The organism is Streptomyces sp. NPDC091416, assembly GCF_044756845.1.
Lineage (GTDB): Bacteria > Actinomycetota > Actinomycetes > Streptomycetales > Streptomycetaceae > Streptomyces.
Map to the genome: position 1 here is coordinate 380,338 of NZ_JBIVTU010000008.1, position 23,461 is coordinate 403,798.

Genomic DNA, 23,461 nt, shown 5'->3' on the forward strand with positions numbered 1-23,461 from the left:
CGCCCACGCCTGCCCACAGCGGCGCCAACGTTCCACCCGCTGAGGGGCCGGCCGCCTCGACCTCTGCGACTTCCCCCTCACCCGGCGCGTGCTCCCACCTCATCGAGCTCCATCTCGGCGGGCTTCCTATCTGTCTCATTCCCGAGCACGCGCACTGACCCACTACGGACATGCATCAGGTAGGGCCCCGTGACCAGATGCCCCTTCCTCGCACGTATGGAGAGCCTCATGCCCTACACCGAATGGCGCGGCAGTTTCTGCCGGGTCCGTTGGAAGACTGGCCGGATCAAGCCAAACGGCAAACCCGAGTACGACAGCCAAGGCGGATTTACCGATGAGGGAGTCGCCTACAACCATGGCCTCGACCGCGAATCGGACGTCCGTAATATCAGGTACATCAGCAGGCGCGACGGCAACGTTCTCATGTCCGCTTACTGCCCGAAGTGGCTCCAGACCCAGGACGTGGGCCACCTGCGGTGGCGACAGATCTACCAGATCCTACGCAACCACATTGTCCCCCTACTGGGGTGCGCACACCGTTGGCGAGATCAAAGCATCTGATCACCGCACGTGGACCCTCCAGCTCGCACGTTTGCCTAACGTAGGTGAGTCCTACGCTAAGGAGATCCTCCTCGTCTTCAGCATGGTGATGGACGATGCTGTCGACGACGGCTTGAGGAGCGATTCCCCAGTCAAGAAGAAATCCCGGCGCGGTAATTACAAGAAGACGCCCAGGGAGAAGAAGCGGGACATGCTCATCGAGGAGGTGCACCAGCTCGCGCTCAACGCTCTCGCGTTCTGGGGCCTTCCTGGCTACGTCTTCTTCCTGACCATGCCGTTTACGTGCATGCGCCCGGCTGAGCTGTACGCACTTCGCCAGGAGTTCTGTCATCCCAACTGGCCAGCCTCAGGTCCGGATACAGGCCGACGCAAGGAAGGCATAGAGCGATACGGGCCAGTCGACCTGCCCGCACTCCGTGTTGAGTGGCAGTTCCAACGCGAGTTCGGCAAGGGACCGGTGAAACTCTTCCCGCCCAAGTACGACTCCCACCGCAATCTCGTACTCCCGCAGTTCCTAGCAGAGCTACACGCAGCACTCCTCGACACACACGATCACGACTACCTATTCCCTGCAATCAGCGGCGGGCTGCTGGCCAACGCCAACTTCAGCTACCACTACTGGCGCCCCGTCGCCGATGGGCGATCGGCCAACGAACAGTTCAGCCGGGTTCGCCTGAGCCAACCCCAGACGGCCGCTTCCCGACGCCCCTGCCCAAGGTGCCAGCGACCTCGTATGCCGGCAAGCGGCTGTACCTCCTCCGGCACGGCGGCAAAGAATGGTTGGACGAAGACGGCCGCAGCCGGATCGCCGTTGAAACCCGCATGGGCCACGAAGTCGCGGGGGTCGAGGGCCTCTACTCGCACGTGACGCTGCCAATGGAACAGCAAATCGCAAACACGCTGCAACAAGCGGTGGCTCGGGTTCATGGCCCGCTCGGGAGAAGGCCTCGCGCTCCCGTCTCCCACTCGTCTCCCATTCGATCTTCAGGGTTGGTGGAAAAAAGCAGGTCAAAGCCGCTCATGAGCTCGACCGACAGAGTGGTTCATGAGTTCATCACGACCAAGAGCTTCATGCCGTTCGTGATCTACCGCATCGTGCTGTTCATCCTGGTCGGCGCGGGGTCCCTGAGCCCGCACGCGGGCGAGTCCGCGGGCTGACCGGCTGCCGGACGGCCCGCGGGGACGGAGCCGGACGCCGGACCCTGACGATCATGCCCGCATCCGGTTCGGATGCGGGCTCGGTCGCCCGGGGCCACGCTGGAGGTATGGCTACTCCCCCGATTGTCATCCACCGGCCGACACCCTCAGGTGCCCGGCTCGTCACCGTGCACATCGCCGGCCGCGAGGAGCGGCTCGGGCTCGCGCACAGCGATCACGATGTCATCGTGTTCCTCGCCGACGCCGGAATGGCGGATCCCGCACGGGCCCTGGACACCCCGTCGCTCGTCGAGTGGCAGGGCGCCGCCGCCCACGACTTCGCGGCGGCCTGAGGGCCGCGTCCGCGACCACGAGGGGCGGGCCCGGATGTCGGGCTGCCCCCGCCCCGCCGGAGCGGGTACGGGGGCAGCGCGGGCCTCGACGCGGGTGGTGTCACTCGGTCTCGGCGAAGGGCGGAAGATCGGGTTCGACGAACAGCCCCTGGTAGCGCGGTGTCGGTACGGCCTCGGTACGGCCCGGGGCCTCGGACACCGAGCCCGCCGCGCTCTCGTCCGAGCGCCGCTGAACCTGGCGGGGCGGGGTATCAGCCATCGGGGTCTCCTGTTGCTTCGCAGTTGCTTGTGAGGGCCCCGGGACGCCGTCCGGTCCTCGGAACGCGGCGGCGACGGGGTGTGGCACCGTCCCGGCCCCACACCCACCAGGGCACCGGTATCCGACGAGGCCTGCTGAGAGTATCCGTTGTCCCCGGCCCCGTCGTCGCCACCGTCGCCCGGTCCGTCCGCCATTCGCCTGCACAGCCGCTTCAGCGGGCGTCGCGGTCCTCCTGCCAGCGGGTGTACGGGATGCGGGAGATCTCCCGTACGCCTCCGAAGGTGCCCCATTCGTCCTTGCCCAGCCGGGTCAGCGGGCGGAGCGCGGTGACTTCCGGATGCCCGTCCGTCATGACGCCCTCGTCGACCGCGGCGTGCACCACCCGCCCGAACACGACGGTGGAGTCGCCGAGCAGGACCGTGCTGTGCAGCCGGCACTCCAGGGCGACCGGTGCTTCCGCCACCCGGGGCGGCTTCACCCGCAAGCTCGGCTCCCGCTCGACGCCCACGGCCTCGAACTCGCTGATGCCGCGCGGAAAGTCGGTCGCGGTGGCGTTGATCTGCTCGAAGAGGTGTTCCGGGGCGAAGTTCACGACGAAGGAACCCGTCGCCTCGATGTTGCGCAGGGTGTCCTTGCGCCCGACCGAGGTGAACTGCACGACGGGCGGGCTGACGCACGCGATCGTGAAGAAGGAGTGGGGCGCCAGATTGGCCGTCTCGCCGTCCGGGGTGATCGTGGAGATCCACGCGATGGGCCGGGGAACGACCACGGCGGTGAGCAGCCGGTAGAACGTGCCGGTGTCGCCGGCGGCGGGATCGAAGTCGATACGCATGACGCCGAGTATGCCGAGTACGGCGGCCGGCTCTTCCGCGCCTTCGCGCTTCCCGGTCTCCCGCCCGCCTACACCTCCGTGTCCCCCGGGCCTCCGGGCCCCTCGGAACCGAACTGCTCGGCCCTGAGGGCCAGGTCCTGGAGCACATCGGCGGACGACACGTCCGTCTGCCCCGAGTCGTGCACCTGCGCCAGCATCGCGAACGCCAGGGTGAACGCCCCGACGAGTTGCTCCACCGCCCCGCCGACCTCCCGGCCGACCAGCGCCACCACGTCCTCGATCGTGGCGTCCTCGGGGATCGCGATCCGTGGCATCGTCTCGTTGAGGAGGGCGGTCACCACGGTCGAATCGGCGCTGGGGTCGTCACGGCCCGGGTCCTCCTCCAAGAGGCGGCGCATCTCGCCCGCTTCGGTGAGGATGCCGATCACACGTTTCACGACTTCGCTCTGCTCCATCCCGCGAGCATAGGCGCAGGCGGACCGGCCGACGAGGACAACCGGCGTCCGCCGTACGTCGTGCCGGTCCGGCGGCCACCGGGCCCGTCGTGCCTCCCCTGCGACGGGCGCCGACCGGCCGTAGCGTACGAGGCAGGCCGCCCGGGTCCCGCGGAACGGGCCGGGGGCCCTGCGGGCGCCACGCGGGCGTGCGCGGGACAGGCGCACGCACCACCGCACTCAGGAGGCACGCATGACCGGAACCGAGCTTCCCGTGATCGCCGCCGTCGACGGGTCCGCACACAGCGGCGACGCGCTGGACTGGGCGGCCCGTGAGGCGTCCGGGCGGGGGCTGCCCCTGATGATCGTGCACGTCCGGCTCCTGACCCGGCGTACCGGCCAGGAGGCGCAGCAGCGCGAAGCGGAGGAACTGCTCGCCCGGTCCGTGCAGCGCGTGAACCGGGTCGCTCCCGGGCTGCGCCCCACGACGCTCGCACCGCTCGACTTCCCCTCGGCGGCGCTGGTCTCGCTCAGCCGCGACGCGTCGTTGGTGGTGGTCGGCTCCCGCGGACTGGGCGGATTCCGTTCCCTGATGCTGGGTTCCAACAGCCTGGCGACCGCCGCGATGGCCAAGTGCCCCGTGGTCGTCGTCAACGGCGGACGGCACGAGGAAGCGGACGGGAGCGCCCAGGAGGTCTTCCTGGACATCGTCGCGGGGGTGGCCGCGGACGAGAGCAGTGACGCGGTGCTGGAGTTCGCCTTCGAGACGGCGGCGGCCCGGCCCGGCGCACGGCTGCGGATCGTGCACGGCTGGACGATGTTCTCGTCGATGCTCTCCGGCGGTCCCGTCTTCGACCGGGAGGCGGCGGCCGACTCGGCGGAGCGGTCGCTGGCCGAGCTGACAGCGGGCCGGCGCGAAAGGTATCCGCAGGTCGAGGTCGTGAAGGAGCCCGTCCACGGCTCCGCGTCGCGCACCCTGGTCACCGCGTCGGCGACCGCTGCCCTGACGGTGATCGGCCGGCGCAAGGGCGGCGAGTCCCTCGGGCTCGGGCTCTCGCCGGTCGCTCAGACCACGCTCACGCACGCGCTGGGTCCGGTGGCCGTGGTGCCCTGCTGATCCGCTGCGCGGCGCCGCCGCCGAGCTGCCGGGAGGCCTGATCCCGCCGTTCGGGACAGCCGTGGGTGCACGGCCCTTGGCCCCTGGCGCCCATGGGCCCACACTGACCCGATGACGCAGCGCGTGGATCTCTCGACCGTGATGGACCGGCTCTCCATCGATGCAGTGATCACCGGCTACGCCGTGGCGGTCGACGACGGTGCGTGGACGGACTACCGGGCCCTGTTCACCGCGGACGGCCGCGCCGACTACCGCACCGCGGGCGGGATCGAGGGTCCGGCCGCCGAGGTCGCGGAGTGGCTCCGTGAAACCATGCTGCTCTTTCCCGTACGGCAGCACCTGATCGTCAACCGGCGCCTGACGCTTCAGGACCTCGGCGGCTATCCGGGCGACCGTGCCCGGCTGCAGGCCGACTACATGAACCCGATGCGGCTCGTGAGCGGGCCGCAGGAGACCCCGGGCCCGGACACCGGCCCCGCGGACCGTCCGACCTCTCCGAACTTCGTCTCCGGCGGTCGCTACGCCTTCGAGCTGCTGCGTACCGAGGGCGGCTGGCGGATCCGGGGCGTGACGGTCCACGAGAAGTGGCGGGACCTGTCGGGCTCCCTCGCCACCGGATGATCCACGGGGCGAACCGCCTGGTGAACCGCCCCGGCCCGCCTCCGCTGCCCCACACTGGGGGCACGGCGGGGGAACGGATTCCGGATACTGCCTGCCCCTTGGCAGGCCGAGGAGGCACGGTATGCCGAGCGGGATCGTGGGGCGCGTGCGGCGCGAACGGGTACTCGGCTCGCCCCTGTGGCGCGGTGGCGCCGCGCTCCTGGCCGGTGCGCTGCCCGCACTCGCCTTTCCCGCACCGGGACTGTGGTGGCTGGCGTACGTCGCGCTGGTCCCGTTGCTGCTGCTGATCCGGTCGGCCGGTACGGGGCGCAGAGCGGCGCTCGACGGGTGGCTGGGCGGGGCGGGCTACATGCTGGCCGTCCACCACTGGCTGATGCCGAGCCTGCATGTGTTCATCGTGGTGCTGGCGGCCCTGCTGGGCCTGCTGTGGGCCCCGTGGGGGCTGCTCATCTCCCGGCTCCTGCGCGGTCCGGTGTCCGGTGCGCGCGTCGTGGCGGCCGTGGTCGTGGTGCCGTGCGGCTGGCTGATGATCGAGACGGTCCGGTCCTGGGAAGGGCTCGGCGGTCCCTGGGGCCTCCTCGGGGCCAGTCAGTGGCAGGTGCCTCCGGCGCTCCGGCTGGCGTCGGTGGGCGGGGTCTGGCTGGTGAGCCTGCTGGTGGTCGCGGTGAACACGGCGCTCGCCCTGCTGCTCACGGCCCCCGCCGCCCGTGCGGCGGCCGTCGGCATGCTCGTGGCGGGCGCCGTGGCCGTGGGTGCGGTGTGGGTGTGGGCGCCACGGCCGGAACCGTCCGGGACGGCTCGGATCGCCGTCGTGCAGCCCGGTGTCGTCGAGGGGCCGGGCAGCGTGCAGCGCCGGTTCGCGCGCAGCGAGGAGCTGACACGCTCGCTGGCGGGCCGGGACCTCGACCTGGTCGTGTGGGGTGAGAGCAGTGTCGGCGTCGATCCGGTGCGGCGGCCCGACGTCGCTGCCAGGATCGCCGCGCTGTCGCGCCTGGTGGGAGCGGATGTGCTGGTGAACGTGGATGCCAGACAGACCGACGCGTCGGGGCGCACCGGAATCTTCAAGAGCGCTGTGCTGGTGGGTCCGCGGGGGCTGACCGGCGACCGCTACGACAAGATGCGCCTGGTTCCCTTCGGGGAGTACATCCCGGCCCGCTCGGCGCTCGGCTGGGCGACGTCGATGGGCAGGGCCGCGGGCGAGGACCGGCTGCGCGGCACGGGCCCGGTGACGATGACGCTGCCCGGCACGGCCGGTCTGCGCTTCGGTCCGCTGGTCTGCTTCGAGTCCGCCTTCCCCGACATGAGCCGGCAGCTGACCCGTGACGGCGCCCGGCTCCTGATCGCCCAGTCGTCCACGTCGTCCTTCCAGCACGGCTGGGCGCCGGGCCAGCACGCCTCGCTGGGGGCGCTGCGGGCCGCCGAGAACGGCCGTCCGATGGTGCATGCCACGCTGACGGGTGTGAGTGCGGTGTACGGCCCTCAGGGGCAGCGCGTCGGGTCTCCGCTCGGTACGGGCACGAGCGGTGCGGCGGTCTACGGCGTGCCGCTGGCCCGGGGCACGACGCTGTACGTCCGGCTGGGCGACTGGCCGCTGTACGGCGCGCTGGGAGTGCTGGTCGCCTTCTGTGCCTTCGAGGGCCTGCGGACGGTGCGCCGGCGGGGGCAGGCGGCGGAGCGGGTGGGAGCGGCCGGCCCGGCGCCGGAGGGCTCCGTGCGCACGGCCGCGGAGACCCCGGCGGAATCGGCGCCTCAGTGAGCCCGGGCGTCAGACGGTGGCGCGGCCCGGTCCGTGCACCGTGACGATGTCGCCCATGGCGTCCACGGTGAGCGCGACCCGTTCGACCTTGCCGGTCACGCCCAGGACCAGCCACACCGCGCCCCAGAGGAAACAGGTGAGGGCGGTGAGCACGGCGTGCAGCACATGGTTGGGCGGCCTGCCGCGGACCATGACGACCTGGGTCTCGGAGCGGGACTCCACCCGCCAGCCGCTCGCGATCCGCTGGTTGACCGCCCAGTCGAGGATCAGCGCACGCTGTGCGGCGTCGGGCGGGCGCCCGTCCGCCGAGTAGTAGCCCGGAGGCGGCTGGAGCGCGCCCCAGCCCTCCGGCTCGCGGTGGGACTTCACGAGGTCACCTCCACGGGCCGACGGTGCGTCCGTCCAGCCTGCATCGGAGCCGTTGCGCACGCATCCGGAGCCGTTCCCGGCCCCGCGCGCCCCGTCCCGCCGCCCGCAGGCCCTACGCGCAGTCGAGGTCCCGCAGCACGCGCTCGCACAGCTCGTGCGTCTCCAGCGCGTCCCGGGCGCTCAGCAGCTTTCCGGCCCGGACGGCGTCCAGGAACGACAGGACGCACTGTTCGATACCGCGCTGACGGGCCACCGGCACCCAGTCGCCGCGCCGCCGCAGGCTCGGCTGGCCCTTGTGGTCGATGATCTCGGCGAGGTTGACGACTTCGCGCTTGGAGTCCTGGCCCGAGACCTCCAGCCGTTCCTCGGTGGAGCCGCTGAGCCGGTTCATCGCCCCAATGGCGGTGAAGCCGTCGCCGGAGAGCTGGAGCACCACGTGGTGCATGAGGCCGTCACGGATCCTGGCCCGGACGACGGTGTGCTCGACCGGCCCGGGAACGAGGAAGCGCAGCGTGTCGACCACGTGGATGAAGTCGTCGAGGACCATGGTCCTCGGCTCCTCCGGCAGCCCGACCCGGTTCTTCTGCATGAGGATCAGTTCGCGCGGGTGCTCGACGCACTGCGCGTAGCCGGGCGCGACCCGTCGGTTGAAGCCGACCGCGAGGCTGGTGCCGCGCGCCTCGGCGAGCTCCACCAGACGCTCGGACTCGGCGAGTTCGTAGGCCAGCGGCTTGTCGGCGTAGGTGGGGACACCCGCTTCGAGCAGGCGTCCGACGATCTCCGGGTGCGCGGCGGTCGGGGCGTGCACGAACGCCGCGTCCAGATCCTGGGCGAGCAGCGAGTCGAGGTCGGTGTGGCACTGGGCGGCCGGGATGCGGTGGGCGGCGGCGACCGAGGCCAGAGTGGCGGGGGTTCGGGTCTGCAGATGCAGTTCGACCCCGGGCAGGGTGGTGAGTACCGGCAGATAAGCCTTCTGCGCGATGTCGCCGAGCCCGATGCAGCCGACCTTCACAGGGTCTCCTTCTCGCTGTTCAGCGCCGCACGTCGCGGTCCTCCTCCGTGGAGGCCGACCGCGGCCGGGCCTGCGCGTCGTCCGTCCCGGCAGCATACGTGTGCTGCGGCGGCCGCCCGTCGGCGATGCCGTCGAAGGTGGGCGGAGCGGATCAGGGAGTGGACCAAGGGCGCCGCCACCGGCGACACGCGGGCGGCGTCAGGCTGACCGGGTCACTCGTGCGGGCCAATCCGGGCCTCACGCCGCCCTCGTCAGGCCTCCCGCACCGCAGAGTTGATCAGGTGCATCGAACCAGAACCACCGCGAAGCTCCTGGTCGGCGTGGCCGTCACGGCCCTGTCCGGGTGTGTGTCCGTGCAACCGGAACCGGGCCCACCGGCACGCCCGGAGAGCAGTCGGCCGGCCCAGCACCTGGCCCCGCAGATCATCCGGCCCCCGGTACGCGACACGCTGGAGGCGCTACCGGATCCGAAGCCCTCGCCCCGGGCTTCCCGCCGGGCCGCTCCGGCGCCTCCGGCAGCGCGCCGCGACGACCCGCTGCCCCCGCGGCAGCCCCGCCCCGGCCAGGCCCGTCCGCAGCCGCGCCGGGCCGCTCCGCCCGCTCCCGCCCCGGCCTTGCCCGCGCCCGTCACCGGGGCGGACGTGTGTGCGCTCGGCCGGGGATACGGGCACTGGCCCGCGGGAAGCCCGCAGTCGAGGATCTGCGACGACACCTACGGCCACTGACCCGGCGGCCCCGAACCAGGACCTCAACCGGTGGTCCGCCCCTGGCGGACCACCGAGACCGCGCCCCCTGCGGTGGCGGGCGGTCAGAACTCCCGCAGGCGCCGCTCCAGCTGCCCGATGGCGGCCCGGACGCCTCCCCCGTACCCGTCGTCCATGCCGTCGTCCGCCAGGACCCCTGATGCCTGCCGCGCCCGGTCCAGATGGATCCGGGCAGCGGCCGGGCGCCGGAGCTTCACGTAGTCCGCCGCGAGGCTGAGGTGGAGCGAAGGGCGGAACGCGCGCACGGCGAGCGCGTCCCGGTGCCCGGTCGTGCCGTCGCCGGTCAGCGTCTGTGCGGCGGTGAGGGCCCGCAGGTCCCAGGCCAGTTCGTCGCCGGGGTCGTCCTGGGTGTCGGCCATGTAGTGCGCGAGGGTGCACCGGTGCCAGGCGTCACCGCTCTCGCCGATCTCCGCCCAGAGGGCGCCGAAGCGGTTGCGGGCCTCCTCCCGGTCACCGCCGTGGAGCAGCATGACCGCCTGGCCGATTCTGGTCATGACGACGTCCTGCGACGCCTCCTGCTGCTCCGTCACCGCGGTCTCCCTCGCACCTGTCCGCCCACGCCCGGCCGATCGGTCCCGGCACACTCCGGCCACCTCCCGACGGAACCTGCCGGTCTCTGCCGGTTCCCTCCGGTTGCAGCCGGTTCGACGCTAGTCGCCGGGGCGGACATTCGCACTCAGGCTCCGGCGCGCCCTTGGCCCAGGTCGGGGATGCGCCAGTCGATGGGCCGGTGGCCCTGCGCCGCGACCGCCTCGTTGATCTGCGTGAACGGACGCGAGCCGAAGAACTTCTTCGCCGAGAGCGGCGAGGGGTGCGCGCCCTTCACCACCACGTGACGCTCCTCGTCGATCAGCGGGAGCTTCTTCTGCGCGTAGTTGCCCCAGAGGACGAAGACCGCCGGGTCGGGCCGTGCGGCGACGGCGCGGATCACCGCGTCCGTGACCTTCTCCCAGCCCTTGCCCTTGTGCGAGTTGGCCTCGCCGGCACGCACCGTCAGTACCGCGTTGAGCAGGAGGACGCCCTGCTCGGCCCACGGCATCAGATACCCGTTGTCCGGGACGGGCAGGCCGAGCTCCTCCTTCATCTCCTTGTAGATGTTGCGCAGGGAGGGCGGCGTCTTCACGCCCGGCCGCACGGAGAAGCACAGTCCGTGCCCCTGGCCCTCGCCGTGGTACGGGTCCTGGCCGAGGACCAGGACCTTCACCTTGTCGTACGGGGTCGCCTCCAGGGCGGCGAACACCTGCTCCCGGGGCGGATAGACCGGCCCGTCGGCCCGCTCCTTCTCGACGAATTCCATGAGCTCCCTGAAGTAGGGGCTATCGAGCTCGTCGCCGAGGACGCCGCGCCAGGACTCGGGCAGCGGGTAGGTGTCGGTCACGTCAACAACCTCCGGTAGGCAATTCGGTTCTTGATCCCAGAACCTACCGGGGGCCACTGACAACGGACTCCGCGGAGCCCTCCGGGCCGGGCGGCAGCCCGGCCCGCAGACGGCTACCAGCTGGCCTTGCGGTACAGCTCCCACATCTGCATGACCGTCTGCGGGTCCAGCGCGCGCTCGCCGCCGCCGATGTCCTCACCCGCGGCGACATAGAGCTTGCCCTGCCACAGCGGCAGCAGCCGGACGTCGTCGACCAGGATCTCCTGGGCCCGCTCGAACTGCTTGCTGACCGCGCCGCGGTCGCTCTCCTTGCGGGACTGGGGCAGCAGCTCGTTCGTGATCTCGTTCTTCACGTAGGGCATGCCGGTGACGCTGTCCTTGCCGACGAACGGGGCGATGAAGTTGTCGGGGTCCGGGAAGTCCGGGAACCAGCCGCGCCCGAAGACGGGGTACTGGCCCTTGGTGAAGCCCTCCTGGAACGTCTTCCACGGCTTGCTCTTCAGGGTGATCCTGAACAGCCCGGAGGCTTCCAGCTGGCGCTTGAGCTCGGCGAACTCGGGGGCCGTCGACGACCCGTAGCGGTCGGTCGTGAACCAGAACGTCATGGCGACCGGCTCGGTGATGCCCGCCTTGGTGAGGATCCTCTCGGCCTTCTTCCGGTCCGGGTCGCCGAAGGTGTCGAAGAAGCTCGTGGTGTGCGCCGCGATGCCCTTGGGGACCATGGAGTAGAGCGGCTCGGCGGTTCCCCGGTAGACCTTGGCCACCAGCGCGTCACGGTCCACGAGCTGGGCTATCGCGCGCCGGACGGCCGGGTTCCCGGCGGCCGGGTCCTCCGGGTTGAAGACCAGGAAGCGGATGTCGGCGCCGACCGTCTCGACGATCTGGAGGTCGCTGTTGGCCTCCTTGTTGTCCTCGAGGTTCACGACCTCCTCGGCGCCCAGACCGCGGTACGTGGCGTCGATCTCGTTCTTCCTGAGCGCGCTGACCATGGACCCGGACTCCTTGAAGTACCGGATGGTCACCGCGTCGTTCTTGCGGTCGGCGAAACCCTTGTAGTCGGGGTTGCGCACCAGCTCCGAACGGTCCCCCTGCTCGTAGGCGTCGAGCAGGTAGGGACCGGACCCGGTCACCTTGCCGTCGTCGCGGATCTTGTTCTTCGAGTACGCGCTGGGCGCCACGAGGGACATGGCCGGCGTCGCCAGCACGAACGGGAAGGTGGCGTCCGGCTTGCTCAGGTGGAAGATGACGACGTCGTCGCCCTTGGTCTCCACCCGGTCGAGCGAGCCGAGCATGCCCACCGGGCCGCCCTTGACCGCGATGGTCCTGATCCGGTCGATGGAGTACTTCACCGCCTCGGCGTCGAGCTTGTCCCCGTTGGAGAACTTCAGCCCCGCGCGGAGTTCGCAGCGGTAGGCGGTGCTGGTGTTGTCGGTGAACCGGCAGTTGTCCGCGGCGTCGGGCTCGGGGCTCGTACTGCCGGTGGGGAAACTCACCAGGGTCTGGAACACGTTGCGCATCAGCTCCCAGGAGCCGTCCCATGCCGCGGCGGGGTCGAGTGTGGACGGTGAGCTGGTGGTCCCGACCGACAGCTTCTGTTCCACGTCCGAATCGCCGCCGGGGAGCAGGCCGCAGCCGGCCAGCAAAGACAGGGAAGCAAGGGCTGCAGCAGCCTGCAGACTGGCCCGGTAGAACACGCGCACGCTCCTCGATCAGCCATGGGTCGGCAGACCATACCGCAGCGCCCCGCCGGGTCAATCCGCTGGCCCGGCGGGGCACTTGAGGCAATCAGGGCCAAACCGGCCCAGGCCGTTCTCAGCTCACGCCGGCATTCAGGAAAATCCCGCCGTCGACCACGAGGGTCTGTCCGGTGATCCAGTCCGACTGGCTCGACGTGAGGAAGGCCGCGGCCCCGCCGATGTCCTCCGGGACACCGAGCCGGCCCAGCGGGTAGGCCGCGGCCGCCTCCGCCTCACGGCCCTCGTACAGCGCCTGCGCGAACCTGGTCTTCACGACCGCCGGAGCGATCGAGTTGACCCGGACGACCGGCGCGAACTCGTGGGCGAGCTGAAGGGTCAGGTTGACCATCGCGGCCTTGCTCATGCCGTACGCGCCGATGAAGGGCGAGGCGGAGACACCCGCGACGGAGGCGATGTTGACGATCGCCCCGCCGTTCTCCTTCTGCCAGGCCTTCCAGGTCTGCTGGGCGAAGCCGAGCGCCGAGATCACGTTCGTCTCGAAGACCTTGCGGGCCACATTGAGGTCCAGCTCGGCGATCGGCCCGAAGACCGGGTTCGTACCGGCGTTGTTGACCAGGAAGTCGACCCGGCCGAACGCCTCCATCGTGCGCTCGACGGCCGCCGCCTGGTGCGCCTCGTCGTGCGCCTTGCCCGCGACGGCGATGACCCGGTCGGAGCCGAGCGCCTCGACGGCCTCCTTCAGCGCGTCCTCGCCGCGTCCGGTGATGCACACCCGGTCGCCGCGGGCGACGAGCGCCTCGGCGATGCCGTAGCCGATGCCCCGGCTCGCACCGGTGATCAGGGCGACCTTGCCACTGTCCTGCACAGTCATGATGTCCCCAGCCCTTCGGGTCAGTTGAGCGGTCCGCCGGCGACGTACATGACCTGGCCCGAGACGAAGCCCGCGTCGTCGCCCGAGAAGAAGGCGATGGCGTTGGCGATGTCCTCCGGGAAGCCGACGCGCTGGACCGGGATCTGAGTGGCGGCGGCCGCCTGGAACTCCTCGAAGCCCATGCCGACGCGCTCCGCGGTCTGCGCGGTCATCTCGGTGACGATGAAGCCGGGCGCCACGGCGTTGGCGGTGATGCCGAACTTGCCGAGCTCCTTGGCGAGCGTCTTGGTGAAGCCCTGGAGCCCCGCCTTGACCGCGGCGTAGTTGGCCTGGCCGCGGTTGCCGAGGGCCGAGGAGGAGGACAGCGAGACGATCCGGCCGAACTTGGCGTCCACCATGTGCTTCTGGACGGCCTTGGCCATCAGGAACGCGCCCTTGAGGTGCACGTTCATCACGATGTCCCAGTCGGACTCGCTCATCTTGAAGAGCAGGTTGTCGCGGAGCACGCCCGCGTTGTTGACGAGGATCGTCGGGGCACCGAGCTCGGCGGCGACCCGTGCGACGGCGGCCTCCACCTGGGCGCTGTCCGAGACGTCGCAGCCCACGGCGAGGGCCCGGCCGCCCGCGGCGGTGATCTTCTCGACGGTGTCCTTGCAGGCCGCCTCGTCGAGGTCGAGTACGGCGACGGCGCGGCCCTCGGCCGCCAGGCGTACCGCGGTCGCGGCACCGATGCCCCGTGCGGCTCCCGTCACGATGGCTACGCGCTGCTCGGTGGTGGACATGCTTGGCTCTCCTCGCCCTTGGATCGCGGCTCAGCGGACGTCGGCACGGTGGCGCGGGGCAGGCCCGCGAGAACGTTCCCGATAACTGAGCAACCGCTTAGTACCTTCAGCAGACGAGACGCTAGAAGCCCTGGCACCCGGTGTCAACGGCCCACGGACGCAGCGGCGCATGTCACACCGGACGGCGCCGCCCCCGCCGAGGGCGGGAGCGGCGCCGACGGGGCTGTGATCAGCGCACCAGCAGGTCGAGAAGCCGTTCGACCTCGGCGGCGGGGTCGGTGGTGAGGCCGCTGTGCACCGGGCTCGGCTGGATGACGGTCGAACGCGGCGCGATGAGCCAGCGAAAGCGCCGCCCGGCGTCGTCGCCGGCCGCCTGGCCCGCGTCCGTTCCGCCCCGGCAGACGCCCTCGACGGCGTGCAGTGCGGCCCGTACCCCCGTCACGTCGGCGCCCGGGTCCAGGGCCCTGAGCTTGCCCTCGTCGAGTGCGGTGCGGGCGGCGACGAACCCCTTGGCGCGGCAGTAGACCACGACCCCCGCGTTGAAGAACTCGCCGCGCTGGACCCGTGGCACCACGCGCAGGAGGGCGTACTCGAAGACATCGCGCTTGCTCACGGCCGGCCGCCCTTGTCGCTGTTCTCGTGGTGGTGCCGCGGGGCGAGGCGTTCGGTGAGCCAGCCCGGAGCCTGTGAGGGCTTGGACGCGGTCGGCGCGTCCAGGACGATCCGTTCGTGGATGGTGGCGGCACGCGGCAGCAGCGCGTCCACGTACGCGCGGCGCAGCTGGTCCGTCGAGTCGAAGCCCGGCTCGTCCACCAGCCACTCGTCGGGCACGTCGGCCGCGACCTCGGTGAGGAGATCCTCCGTGACCAGCGGGGCGAGCTCGGCGGCGGCCGCCGCGACGTCGGGAGCGAACGGCGCCAGCGCGTGGTCGGACGCGTTGTACGGCTTGGCGGCGGAAGCCTGCGCACCCGGCCAGTTGTGGTGCCAGATCATGGTGGCGCCGTGGTCGATGAGCCACAGGTCGCCGTGCCAGACCAGCATGTTCGGATTGCGCCAGGAGCGGTCGACGTTGTTGATCAGCGCGTCGAACCAGACGACGCGTCCGGCCTCGCGCGGATCCACCTGGTAGGCGAGCGAGTCGAATCCGAGGGAGCCCGGGAGGAAGTCCATCCCGAGGTTCAGCCCGCCGCTCGCCTTGAGCAGTTCCTGCACCTCCTGGTCGGGTTCGGCGAGCCCGATCACCGGGTCCAGCTGGATCTGCACGAGCTCGGGGACGCGCAGCCCGAGCCGCCGCCCGAGCTGCCCGCAGATCACCTCGGCGACCAGCGTCTTGCGGCCCTGTCCGGCTCCGGTGAATTTCATGACGTACGTACCCAGGTCGTCGGCCTCGACGATCCCGGGGAGCGAGCCGCCCTCACGCAGGGGCGTGACGTAGCGGGTCGCCACGACTTCTTCCAGCACTTTCCCAGGCCACCAATCTCTTCAGCCTCATCAACCACGGACGGCCTCGCCGGGGCGTAGAAGCAGGCATCACCGGTCAGCGGCGTTGCGGAGAATCCGGGGAGTTCCGGCCGGCGGGCCGGCCTCCACCCGCTCCCCAGCGGACCGTCGACGGTGCCGCGCCCCTCGCTGCCGGCTTCCGGCACGCAGTGAGCATAGTAACCGAGGGTGATCGTCGGCGAGGAGTCTCCGAGCCCGGCCGGACGGCGCCGTGCCATGACGTCATGGACGCGGATCGGCTCGCCGGGCCGGGGCGGCACGACGCGTTCCGGGAGGAGCGGGCCGAGGAGCCGGCAGAGCATCCGGAACGCGGCCCACTCGGCGTCCGGGCCTCGGCCTCTCTGGCTTTCCCCTGTACCGAGAGCCTCTTTCGCGTTCCCCGGCACCGAGAGCCTCTCCCCTGCTCCCCGGCACCGAGGACGCGGCCCCCGCCGCGCCGGCCGAGCGGCGGTGGGTCCGGCTACGCCGTCTGCGGGTGGGTCAGCCGGGCCAGCAGGTCGTCCAGGGTGACCAGGCCCGTCAGGCGGCCCGTGTCGTCGCCCACGACGGCGAGTGACGCGCGGCGGCGGCGCAGCTGCTCGATGGCGTGGCCGACCGTGTCCGACGCGTTCAGTTCCGGGACCGGGCGGGCCAGTTCGCGGGCCGTGACCGCGCGTCCCCGGGCCCGGGCGATCAGTGCGTCGCGTGCGTGGACGGAGCCGACGACCAGGGCGTCGTCGCGCACGAGGAGGCGGTTGTGGCCGCAGGCGGCGGCCGTGGCCAGGATCGCGTCCGGGTCCGCCTCCGCGGGTACGGAGATGATCCGGTGGGCCGGGATCCGGAGCTCTCCGACCGGCGTCAGCGGCTCCACGAGAGAGCTGGTGATGAGCTCGGAGTCGTCCTTGCTGATCAGGCCGAGGCGTTCGGACTCGGCGACCAGGTGGGTGAGCTGCTCGCGGTTGTGGACCGCGGCGAGTTCGTCGCGCGGGGTGACCTTGCACAGGCGCACCAGCGCGTTGCTGACCTTGTTGAGCACGGAGATGAGCGGGCGCACCACCTTGACGACCGCACGGAACGGCGGTGCCAGGAGCATGGCGGAGCGCTCCGGGTGCGCGATGGCCCATGACTTGGGGGCCATCTCTCCGACGACCATGTGCAGGAACACCACGACGATCATCGCGAGGGCGAAGGAGATTCCATAGCTGAGGCCACTGGGCAGGCCCCAGCTGTGCAGCAGGGGGTCGAGCTCGTGCGAGATGGCGGGCTTGGAGATCGAACCGAGACCCAGCGTACAGATGGTGATGCCGAGTTGGGCTCCGGCCAGCATGAGCGAGAGTTCCCGCATGCCGGCGAGCGCGGCTCCGGCGCCGCGTCGGCCTGCCTCGGCCGCTTTCTCCATGCGGTGCCGCTTCGCGGCGACCAGGGCGAACTCGGCGGCGACGAAGAATCCGCTGCCGATGAGGAGCAGGACCGTGATGAACAGGGCCATGGGCAAGCTCATGACTGCGGCTCCCGGTCGGCTGCGGCGGGGCTGCGGGTCAGGTGGATCAGTTCGGGGACGTGGCGGTCGAGGGTGCGGACCTCGATGGCGGCGCGGTCACCGTCGGCCAGGTCGATGGCGAGACGGTCGCCGATCGCGGGGAAGCGGCCGAGGCGGTCCACGATCAGACCGGCCGCGGTGTCGTAGTCGTCCTCCTCGGGCAGGGCGATGCCGGTGGCCTCGGCGATCTCGTCCAGCCGGCGTCCCGCGTCCACCAGCCAGCCCCTCACGTCCGTGTCCGTGTCCGGGTCCGGGACGGCGAGCAGGATCTCCTGATCGCTCTCGTCGGCGATGTCGCCGACGAGCTCCTCGGCGATGTCCTCGTAGGTGACGATGCCGGCGAGTCCGCCGTGCTCGTCGAGGACGACCCCGAACTCGTCGTCGGCCTCCCGCATCCGGTCGACCGCGTCGGGGAGTCGGAGGGTGTCGGGCAACAGGAGGGGCCTGCGGGTGAGCGCGGCGGCGGTGGTCGTCCCGTACGCGCTCTGCGGCAGCCGGGCCAGTTCGCCCACGCCGAGAACGCCCGTGATGTCGTCGGGGTGGTCGCCCATGACCGGGTAGGTGGAGTGGCCGTGCCGGGCGATCAGTCCGACGGCCTCGGCGGCGGTCGCGTCCTTGCGGAGGAAGACGGCGTCCGCGCGCGGCACCATCACTCCGTGGAGCGTGCGCTCATTGAAGACGAGCGCGTGGTCGAGGAGCCGGGCGGCCTCGCGCGGCAGTTCGCCCCGGGAGTGGGACTCGCCGATGAGGTGGCTGAGTTCCTCCAGGGTGGCGCCGTGGTGCAGCTCCTCGACCGGTTCGATGCCGACCCTGCGCAGCAGCCCGTTGGCGGCGCCGTCGAAGAGGCGGACCACCGGGCCGACGATCCGCAGGTACGCGACGGTGGACCCGGCCAGTGATCTGGCGAGGCGTTCCGGGACGGCCAGGGCGAGGTTCTTCGGCGCCAGCTCGCCGAGCACCATCTGCACGACGGTGGCGAGCACGAAGGCGAGGACGACCGAGATTCCCGTGGCGGCGGCGCCCGGGATGCCGAGGCCGGACAGGGCGGGGCCGAGGAGGGCCGAGACGGAGGGCTCGGCGAGGAAGCCGACGACCAGGCCGGTCACCGTGATGCCGAGCTGGGCGCCCGACAGCATGAAGGAGAGCCTCTCCAGTACCGTCAGCGCCTTCGCGGCCTTCTTGTCGCCCGCCTCCGCCTCGCGGGTGAGAGCGAGACGGTCGGCCGCGACATAGGCGAATTCCTGGGCGACGAAGTATCCGGTGCCCACGGTCAGGACCAGGACCGCCAGCAGCCCGAGCACGGCACTCAGCACCGGGCACCACCCCGCTCACTCGCTGCCGGGCTCAGGCGCGCGAGGCGCGGTGCCCGGCGGGGCGGCCGGGCACCGCGCCCATCGGCTGTCTGCCGGATCGACGGGCCCCGCGGTCCTGGAGGCCGACTCGACCGTACTGTTCGTGCGCATTCTGCATGTGGTCGGCAGTAGCGGGACACAGCAGCATTTGTCAGCATTTCGCCAGGTTATACGGCGCTGCCGCCCGGAAATGGAACGGCGGCGGGCGCCCCCGGGGTCCGCGCCGGGCGGCGGCGTTCCTCACTCCTCGGCGGCCGCCCACCGGGTCCGCGGCTCGGACTCCCGCCGCACAGCGCCCGGGCGCGACACCGTCACCGGAGCGCGGCTCCGTCGCCGGCCGTCCGGACGGCGGGTGCGACAGGGGCCCCGTTCTCGCGGCCGGAGGTCAGTGCGGCCTCGACCACCGCGACCGCCGCGTGGATGTCGGCGGCCGTCACCAGCGGGGTGCGGCCGTACCGGATGTCGTCGCAGAACTCGGTGAACAGCAGGCGCAGTGCCGTCGTCGCCGCGGGTCCGGCGATCTGATGGGCGGAGCTGTCGCCGCCCGCCGTGCGCACGGTGACCGCGGGGGCGTCCTCGTCGACGAGCACATGGCCGTGCGAGCCGAGCACGCGCAGGCTGGAGGAGACCGGTGCCGGGCCGACGCCGGCGGGTGTGCGGGCGACGGTCACCGTCGCCACGACTCCGTTGCGCAGGCGGAGCGAGAGGACCGCGGCGTCCTCGACGCCGTAGGCGCCGTGCGGGCCGTCGAAGAGCGGCGCCCGGGGCGCGGCACTGCTGAAGGCGACGACCTCCTCGACCTCCAGACCGGTGAGGTGGCGGATCGCCAGGGCCGGGTACCAGCCGAAGTTCATCAGCTCGCCGCCGCCGGACAGGGCGGGGTCGCAGACGAGTTCGGGGCGTTCGACGGTGGCTCCGTCGAGGCCTCCGGCGGCGAGCCACTCGGCGTCGACGGCCAGGGGGAGGCCGATCGCGCCGGAGTCGACCGTGCGCCGGGCGCGGGCGATCTGCGGGGAGTGGAGGCGGTGCACGGCGGTGAGCAGCCCGCGCGAGCGGTCGGCGGCCTCCCACAGCCGCTGGGCGTCCCGGGTGGTGGTCGCGGCCGGCTTGTCGACGATGACGTGAAGGCCCGCGTCGAGTGCGGTCACGGCGAGGTCGGTGTGGCGGGTGGGCTCGCTGCACACGAGGGCGATGTCGCAGGAGGCGAGGCCCTGTTCGAGGTCGAGCAGCGGGATGCCGGTCGCGGCGGCCAGGGCGGCGCTGTCCTCGCGGAAGGGGCTGTCGTCGGAGTCGGCGCAGCCGATGACCTCGATGCCGGGCAGGGAGCGGAGCAGGGGCACGTAGTCACGGGCGTGCCGGACCCCGGATGCGATGAGGATCCTCATGTCAGCAGACCTCCTTGACGTCGACGGGGCGGGATTCGTCCGCGCTGAGCTGCGCGGCCAGGGCGGCGGCGAGGGCGGCGCGCACCTGGCGCGGAGCGGTCAGCGGGGCGGCGACGCCGTCCAGCACATCGCGCAGATGCCTGGTCTGCGCGGTCATCGCGCCCTCGATCGAGGCGGGGGCGACGGGCGACGCCGACCGCGTGCGGGGCTCGTCCTCGCTGCTGTGGTGCAGGGTGCCGGTGGTGCCGGCGAGCACGAGGCGGCGCACGAACGTGCCGCGTTCGACGAGCGCGTAGCACAGCTCGACGGTGGCGAGGGCGCCGCGGGCGAAGCGGACGAGGATCTGGAAGCTGTCGGGGGTCGGCATCCCGGGCGCCCAGGTGCGGCAGGGCCGGGCGAAGACCCGGACCGGCTCGTCGTCCATGAGCCAGGTCAGCAGGTCGAGGGCGTGCACGCCGTTGTGGGCCACGTGGCCTCCGGAGCGCGACCTGTCGAGTTGCCAGCCCCGCCAGCCGCCCGGCCAGACGTGCCCGGTGTACCAGGTGAGGTGAGCCAGCCGGGGCGTGCCGATCGCTCCCGAGGCCACGGACCGGGCGATCTCCAGGTGGACGGGCTGGAACCGGGCGGTCTGGGCCACGAGCAGCGGCCGGCCCGCGGTCTTCGCCTCGGCGAGGATGCGGTCGGTGTCGGGGACGCTCAGGGCGGCGGGCTTCTCCAGCAGGACGGCCCGGCCGGCCCGGAGGGCGGCCACGGCGAGATCGGCGTGGGACTCCGGGGAGGTGCACACGGCGGTGACGTCGACGGCGTCGGTCCAGGCGGTCGCCGGATCGGTGGACCAGGTGGCCCCCTCGGCGAGCGCGGCCAGGGCGGCGGCCCGTTCCGGATGGCGGTCGACGACGTGGGCGAGCCGCAGTCCCGGGACGTCCGCGATGGCCGTGACGTGATCGCGGGCTATGGCCCCCGCACCGATGAGGGCCACACGGTGTTCGTCGGCCCGCCGTCCCGGGTCATGTGCCTTCTTCGCTCCGGGTACCGCTACCGGGTTCATCCGCGACTCCTCACTCAGGGACTCCTAGACATCAGACATCTTATGTCCGATGTCCAGGAGGGAGTCCCCGGGGTCCGCGTCACACGGCAGGCGGCGCCCCCCAGGGCGCCTCCCGCTCCAGTTGGGCCGCGAGCGCGAGCAACACGCCCTCGCCGCCCAGCGGAGCGGCGAACTGGACGCCCAGGGGCAGGCCGTCGCCGTCGTGGCCGAAGGGGACGGACATGGCCGGCATGCCGGTCACGTTGTAGACGCTGGTGAACGCGGAGTAGACGGAGGCATGCCGGTAGACCGTCTCCGGAGCTGTGGTGTCGAGGGTGCCGAGCGGCGGAGTGGGCTGCGCCAGGGTCGGGCTGAGCAGGACGTCGAACCGGTCGAACGCGCCGCCGACCTCCCAGCCGATCTCCTGCGCGCGGCGCAGCGCCCGGCTGACGTCGGCGGCGGGCAGCGCGCGGTAGGTGTCGTACACGACGCGGGTGAAGGGCTCGATGTCGTCGTCGGCCAGCGGCCTGGAGAGCTCGGCGAGCCGGGCGTCGATCTGGGCGACCAGGTCCGCTCCCATCAGGACGCCGGACGTGCGGCCCACGTCGGCGGGGCGGTAGCGGGCGGTGGTCTCGACGACCTCGTGGCCGAGCCGTTCGCACAGCAGGGCCGCGGCGCGCACCGCGCCCGCGCAGTCCGGGTGGACGTCGGGGCCGTCCGGCAGCGCGGTGTACAGGCCGATCCGGAGCCGCCCGGGGTCGCGGCGGGCCAGTTCGGCGAACGGCGCGGCCGGGGCCGGTGCCGCGTACGCGTCCCCGGGCAGGGGACCGGCGACGACGTCGAGGAGCAGGGCGCTGTCCCGGACCGTCGTGGTGAGGGCGTGGTGGCCGGACACCAGGCCCGACAGGGTGGTGGGGCGGGGCGCGGGCGAGACGCGTCCCCGGCTCGGCTTGAGGCCGAACAGGCCGCAGGCGGCGGCCGGGATGCGGATCGAGCCGCCGCCGTCGCTGGCGTGGGCGACCGGGACCAGTCCGGCCGCCACCGCGGCTGCCGAGCCACCGCTGGAGCCGCCCGGTGACCGGGCGGTGTTCCAGGGGTTGCGGGTGGGGCCGAAGAGGACCGGTTCCGTCGAGGCGTTGAGGCCCAGTTCGGGGGTGTTGGTGGTGCCGAGGACGACGGCTCCGGCGCGCCGGCAGCGGGCCACCAGTTCGCTGTCGCGCCGGGCGGTCGCGTCGGCGAAGAGCCGGCTGCCACCCGTCGCCGGCAGGCCCTCCACCTCGGTGCCGAGATCCTTCACCAGCACGGGGACGCCGTGCAGCGGGCCCTTCGGCAGACCGGCCGCCACCTCGGCGAGCGCGGCCTCGAACCGGGTGTGGACCACGGCGTTGAGGCGCGGGCCGTGCTTCTCGATGCGTGCGATCGCCTCCTCGGTGACCGTTCGGGCGTCGGTTTCGCCGTTCCTGACCGCGGCGGCCGTGGCGACCGCGTCCGGGCCGCTCACGCCACGTACCCGGCGGGCTTGCCCCAGGTCTCGCGCCGGGTGGTGCCCCGGTCGACGAGTACGCAGCGGGTGCCGGTGAAGTTGGTCGGCATGCACTTGTTGCAGTGGATGCACAGGGACGGGGTGGCGGCGTCCTCCCTGATCCGGTTCACGAGGTCGGGCTCGCGCAGCAGGGACCTGGCCATGGCCACGTACTCGAAACCCTCGCGCATCGCGAGGTCCATGGCGGGCCTGTCCGTGATGCCGCCGAGCAGGATCATCGGCAGTTCCACGGCTGCGCGGATCTGCCGGGCGTCCTCCAGGAGGTAGGCGTCCCGGTACGGGTAGCTGCGCAGGAACCGTTTGCCGACCAGCTTCACCCCGAGCTTGATGGGCTGCGGCATGATCGCGGAGAAGTCGTCGAGCGGGGCGTCGCCCTTGAAGAGGTACATCGGGTTGAGGAGCGAGCTGCCCGCGGTCATCTCCAGGGCGTCGACGGTGCCGTCCTTCTCCAGCCACTGCGTGACGGGGATGGCTTCGTCGAGCCAGAAGCCGCCGGGGACCCCGTCGTCCATGTTCATCTTGGCGATGACGGCGATCCTGCCGCCGACCGCGTCGTGGACGGCCCGCATGATCTCCCGGGCGAACCTGGCCCGGTTCTCCAGGCTGCCGCCGTACCGGTCCGTGCGGTGGTTGACCTTGGGGCTGAGGAAGGAGCTGGCCAGGTAGTTGTGACCCAGGTGTACCTCCACGGCGTCGAATCCCGCGTCGACGGCCCGGCGGGCGGCCTCGGCGTGCGCCTCGGTGATGCGCCGGAGGTCGTCGACGGACGCCTCCTGCGCCCAGCTGATGGTGGTGGCGTGGAAGTGCCTGGACGGGGAGAGGGCGGGGGCGCCGTTGCCCTTGGGGTTGGCGACGGGCCCGCCGTGGCCGATCTGCGCGGAGACCGCGGCGCCCTCGGCATGCACGGCGTCGGTGAGGACGCGGAGTCCCGGCATCGCCTCGTCGGTCCAGTGGATCTGGTGCCGGTCGGTCCGGCCCTCCTTCGCGACGGCGAGGTACGCGACCGTCGTCATGCCGACGCCGCCCCGCGCGTAGGCGACATGGAAGTCGACGAGGTCCTGGGTCACCAGGGACTTGTGGCTGAGCCCTTCGTAGGTCGCGGCCTTGATGACACGGTTGCGGAGCTCGATCGGGCCGAGCCGGGCGGGGGCCAGGACGTCGGGTGTCTCGGTGGGGGTCACGCGTGGTTCCT

Annotated in this window: 25 protein-coding genes and 1 pseudogene; 8 read left to right on the forward strand and 18 right to left on the reverse strand. The window is 71.8% G+C overall.

What is annotated here, in order from left to right; genetic code table 11:
- The first annotated feature begins 228 nt into the window (after positions 1-228).
- The 4 genes and pseudogenes from ACIQMX_RS25015 to ACIQMX_RS25030 all read left to right on the forward strand — a co-directional run bounded on the left by ACIQMX_RS25015 (position 229) and on the right by ACIQMX_RS25030 (position 2,051).
- A complete protein-coding gene (locus ACIQMX_RS25015) occupies positions 229-561 on the forward strand; it encodes a hypothetical protein (protein WP_363070775.1) in 333 nt (110 codons plus the stop codon).
- Positions 562-643: 82 nt separating this feature from the next.
- Positions 644-1,429, forward strand: coding sequence for a hypothetical protein (locus ACIQMX_RS25020; protein WP_402481232.1), 786 nt, complete (start codon positions 644-646; stop codon positions 1,427-1,429).
- A gap of 179 nt (positions 1,430-1,608) precedes the next feature.
- Positions 1,609-1,719 (forward strand): annotated as a pseudogene (locus ACIQMX_RS25025) (undecaprenyl-diphosphatase); the annotation flags it as partial.
- A gap of 107 nt (positions 1,720-1,826) precedes the next feature.
- Positions 1,827-2,051 (forward strand): hypothetical protein, encoded by a 225-nt coding sequence (locus ACIQMX_RS25030; RefSeq protein ID WP_136326307.1) that lies wholly within the window; start codon positions 1,827-1,829, stop codon positions 2,049-2,051.
- A 100-nt stretch (positions 2,052-2,151) separates the two neighbouring features.
- Here ACIQMX_RS25030 and ACIQMX_RS25035 read toward each other — a convergent pair whose 3' ends face one another.
- From ACIQMX_RS25035 to ACIQMX_RS25045, 3 genes are all read right to left on the reverse strand, one after another.
- Positions 2,152-2,310: a hypothetical protein gene (locus ACIQMX_RS25035; RefSeq protein WP_219567915.1), complete on the reverse strand. Its 159-nt coding sequence runs from the start codon at positions 2,308-2,310 to the stop codon at positions 2,152-2,154.
- A gap of 211 nt (positions 2,311-2,521) precedes the next feature.
- Positions 2,522-3,142 (reverse strand): flavin reductase family protein, encoded by a 621-nt coding sequence (locus ACIQMX_RS25040; protein WP_402481236.1) that lies wholly within the window; start codon positions 3,140-3,142, stop codon positions 2,522-2,524.
- Between the two features lie 68 nt (positions 3,143-3,210).
- Positions 3,211-3,597 (reverse strand): hypothetical protein, encoded by a 387-nt coding sequence (locus ACIQMX_RS25045; RefSeq protein WP_363070768.1) that lies wholly within the window; start codon positions 3,595-3,597, stop codon positions 3,211-3,213.
- 232 nt (positions 3,598-3,829) lie between these two features.
- On the opposite strand from ACIQMX_RS25045, the gene ACIQMX_RS25050 reads away from it, so the two are divergent.
- The 3 genes from ACIQMX_RS25050 to lnt all read left to right on the forward strand — a co-directional run bounded on the left by ACIQMX_RS25050 (position 3,830) and on the right by lnt (position 7,070).
- On the forward strand, positions 3,830-4,693 hold the full coding sequence (locus ACIQMX_RS25050) for a universal stress protein (protein WP_363070766.1): 864 nt from the start codon (positions 3,830-3,832) through the stop codon (positions 4,691-4,693).
- A 111-nt stretch (positions 4,694-4,804) separates the two neighbouring features.
- Positions 4,805-5,314, forward strand: coding sequence for a nuclear transport factor 2 family protein (locus ACIQMX_RS25055; protein ID WP_402481240.1), 510 nt, complete (start codon positions 4,805-4,807; stop codon positions 5,312-5,314).
- Positions 5,315-5,435: 121 nt separating this feature from the next.
- Complete coding sequence (lnt, locus tag ACIQMX_RS25060; protein ID WP_402481243.1) at positions 5,436-7,070, forward strand: apolipoprotein N-acyltransferase; 1,635 nt, start codon at positions 5,436-5,438, stop codon at positions 7,068-7,070.
- Between the two features lie 9 nt (positions 7,071-7,079).
- On the opposite strand, the gene ACIQMX_RS25065 is transcribed toward lnt, so the two are convergent.
- Both ACIQMX_RS25065 and ACIQMX_RS25070 read right to left on the reverse strand, forming a co-directional pair.
- Positions 7,080-7,439, reverse strand: coding sequence for a hypothetical protein (locus ACIQMX_RS25065; RefSeq protein WP_363070760.1), 360 nt, complete (start codon positions 7,437-7,439; stop codon positions 7,080-7,082).
- Between the two features lie 112 nt (positions 7,440-7,551).
- The gene (locus ACIQMX_RS25070; protein ID WP_363070759.1) at positions 7,552-8,451 is read right to left on the reverse strand and encodes a Gfo/Idh/MocA family oxidoreductase; all 900 of its coding nucleotides are present in this window, start codon (positions 8,449-8,451) and stop codon (positions 7,552-7,554) included.
- Positions 8,452-8,732: 281 nt separating this feature from the next.
- On the opposite strand from ACIQMX_RS25070, the gene ACIQMX_RS25075 reads away from it, so the two are divergent.
- Positions 8,733-9,176: a hypothetical protein gene (locus tag ACIQMX_RS25075; RefSeq protein ID WP_363070757.1), complete on the forward strand. Its 444-nt coding sequence runs from the start codon at positions 8,733-8,735 to the stop codon at positions 9,174-9,176.
- Positions 9,177-9,259: 83 nt separating this feature from the next.
- Here the strand turns inward: ACIQMX_RS25075 and ACIQMX_RS25080 are convergent, their stop codons facing one another.
- The 13 genes from ACIQMX_RS25080 to ACIQMX_RS25140 all read right to left on the reverse strand — a co-directional run bounded on the left by ACIQMX_RS25080 (position 9,260) and on the right by ACIQMX_RS25140 (position 23,450).
- Entirely contained in the window at positions 9,260-9,745 is a 486-nt protein-coding gene (locus ACIQMX_RS25080; protein WP_363070755.1) for a hypothetical protein, read from the reverse strand.
- Between the two features lie 146 nt (positions 9,746-9,891).
- Positions 9,892-10,593, reverse strand: a complete 702-nt coding sequence (locus ACIQMX_RS25085) for a uracil-DNA glycosylase (protein ID WP_363070753.1) — start codon at positions 10,591-10,593, stop codon at positions 9,892-9,894.
- A gap of 113 nt (positions 10,594-10,706) precedes the next feature.
- Positions 10,707-12,287: an ABC transporter substrate-binding protein gene (locus tag ACIQMX_RS25090; protein ID WP_363070751.1), complete on the reverse strand. Its 1,581-nt coding sequence runs from the start codon at positions 12,285-12,287 to the stop codon at positions 10,707-10,709.
- A gap of 118 nt (positions 12,288-12,405) precedes the next feature.
- Positions 12,406-13,161, reverse strand: coding sequence for an SDR family oxidoreductase (locus ACIQMX_RS25095; RefSeq protein ID WP_363070749.1), 756 nt, complete (start codon positions 13,159-13,161; stop codon positions 12,406-12,408).
- Positions 13,162-13,181: 20 nt separating this feature from the next.
- Positions 13,182-13,943 carry a 3-oxoacyl-ACP reductase FabG gene (gene fabG, locus ACIQMX_RS25100; RefSeq protein WP_219567929.1) on the reverse strand — a complete coding sequence of 254 codons (762 nt, stop codon included), beginning with the start codon at positions 13,941-13,943 and terminating at the stop codon, positions 13,182-13,184.
- 229 nt (positions 13,944-14,172) lie between these two features.
- Positions 14,173-14,556 carry a DUF3037 domain-containing protein gene (locus ACIQMX_RS25105; protein WP_352126187.1) on the reverse strand — a complete coding sequence of 128 codons (384 nt, stop codon included), beginning with the start codon at positions 14,554-14,556 and terminating at the stop codon, positions 14,173-14,175.
- Positions 14,553-15,404 carry a HipA family kinase gene (locus ACIQMX_RS25110; RefSeq protein WP_402481251.1) on the reverse strand — a complete coding sequence of 284 codons (852 nt, stop codon included), beginning with the start codon at positions 15,402-15,404 and terminating at the stop codon, positions 14,553-14,555. The genes ACIQMX_RS25105 and ACIQMX_RS25110 overlap by 4 nt, the downstream gene beginning before the upstream one ends.
- Before the next feature lie 499 nt (positions 15,405-15,903).
- Positions 15,904-16,923: a hemolysin family protein gene (locus tag ACIQMX_RS25115; protein WP_363070745.1), complete on the reverse strand. Its 1,020-nt coding sequence runs from the start codon at positions 16,921-16,923 to the stop codon at positions 15,904-15,906.
- Positions 16,920-18,272: a hemolysin family protein gene (locus ACIQMX_RS25120; protein ID WP_402481423.1), complete on the reverse strand. Its 1,353-nt coding sequence runs from the start codon at positions 18,270-18,272 to the stop codon at positions 16,920-16,922. The genes ACIQMX_RS25115 and ACIQMX_RS25120 overlap by 4 nt, the downstream gene beginning before the upstream one ends.
- A 353-nt stretch (positions 18,273-18,625) precedes the next feature.
- The gene (locus ACIQMX_RS25125; RefSeq protein ID WP_402481254.1) at positions 18,626-19,699 is read right to left on the reverse strand and encodes a Gfo/Idh/MocA family protein; all 1,074 of its coding nucleotides are present in this window, start codon (positions 19,697-19,699) and stop codon (positions 18,626-18,628) included.
- A 1-nt stretch (position 19,700) separates the two neighbouring features.
- Complete coding sequence (locus ACIQMX_RS25130; RefSeq protein WP_363070741.1) at positions 19,701-20,747, reverse strand: Gfo/Idh/MocA family oxidoreductase; 1,047 nt, start codon at positions 20,745-20,747, stop codon at positions 19,701-19,703.
- A gap of 79 nt (positions 20,748-20,826) precedes the next feature.
- Positions 20,827-22,227 (reverse strand): amidase, encoded by a 1,401-nt coding sequence (locus ACIQMX_RS25135; protein WP_402481258.1) that lies wholly within the window; start codon positions 22,225-22,227, stop codon positions 20,827-20,829.
- Positions 22,224-23,450: an NADH:flavin oxidoreductase gene (locus ACIQMX_RS25140; protein ID WP_363070737.1), complete on the reverse strand. Its 1,227-nt coding sequence runs from the start codon at positions 23,448-23,450 to the stop codon at positions 22,224-22,226. Before ACIQMX_RS25140 ends, ACIQMX_RS25135 begins: the two co-directional genes overlap by 4 nt.
- Positions 23,451-23,461 lie beyond the last annotated feature (11 nt).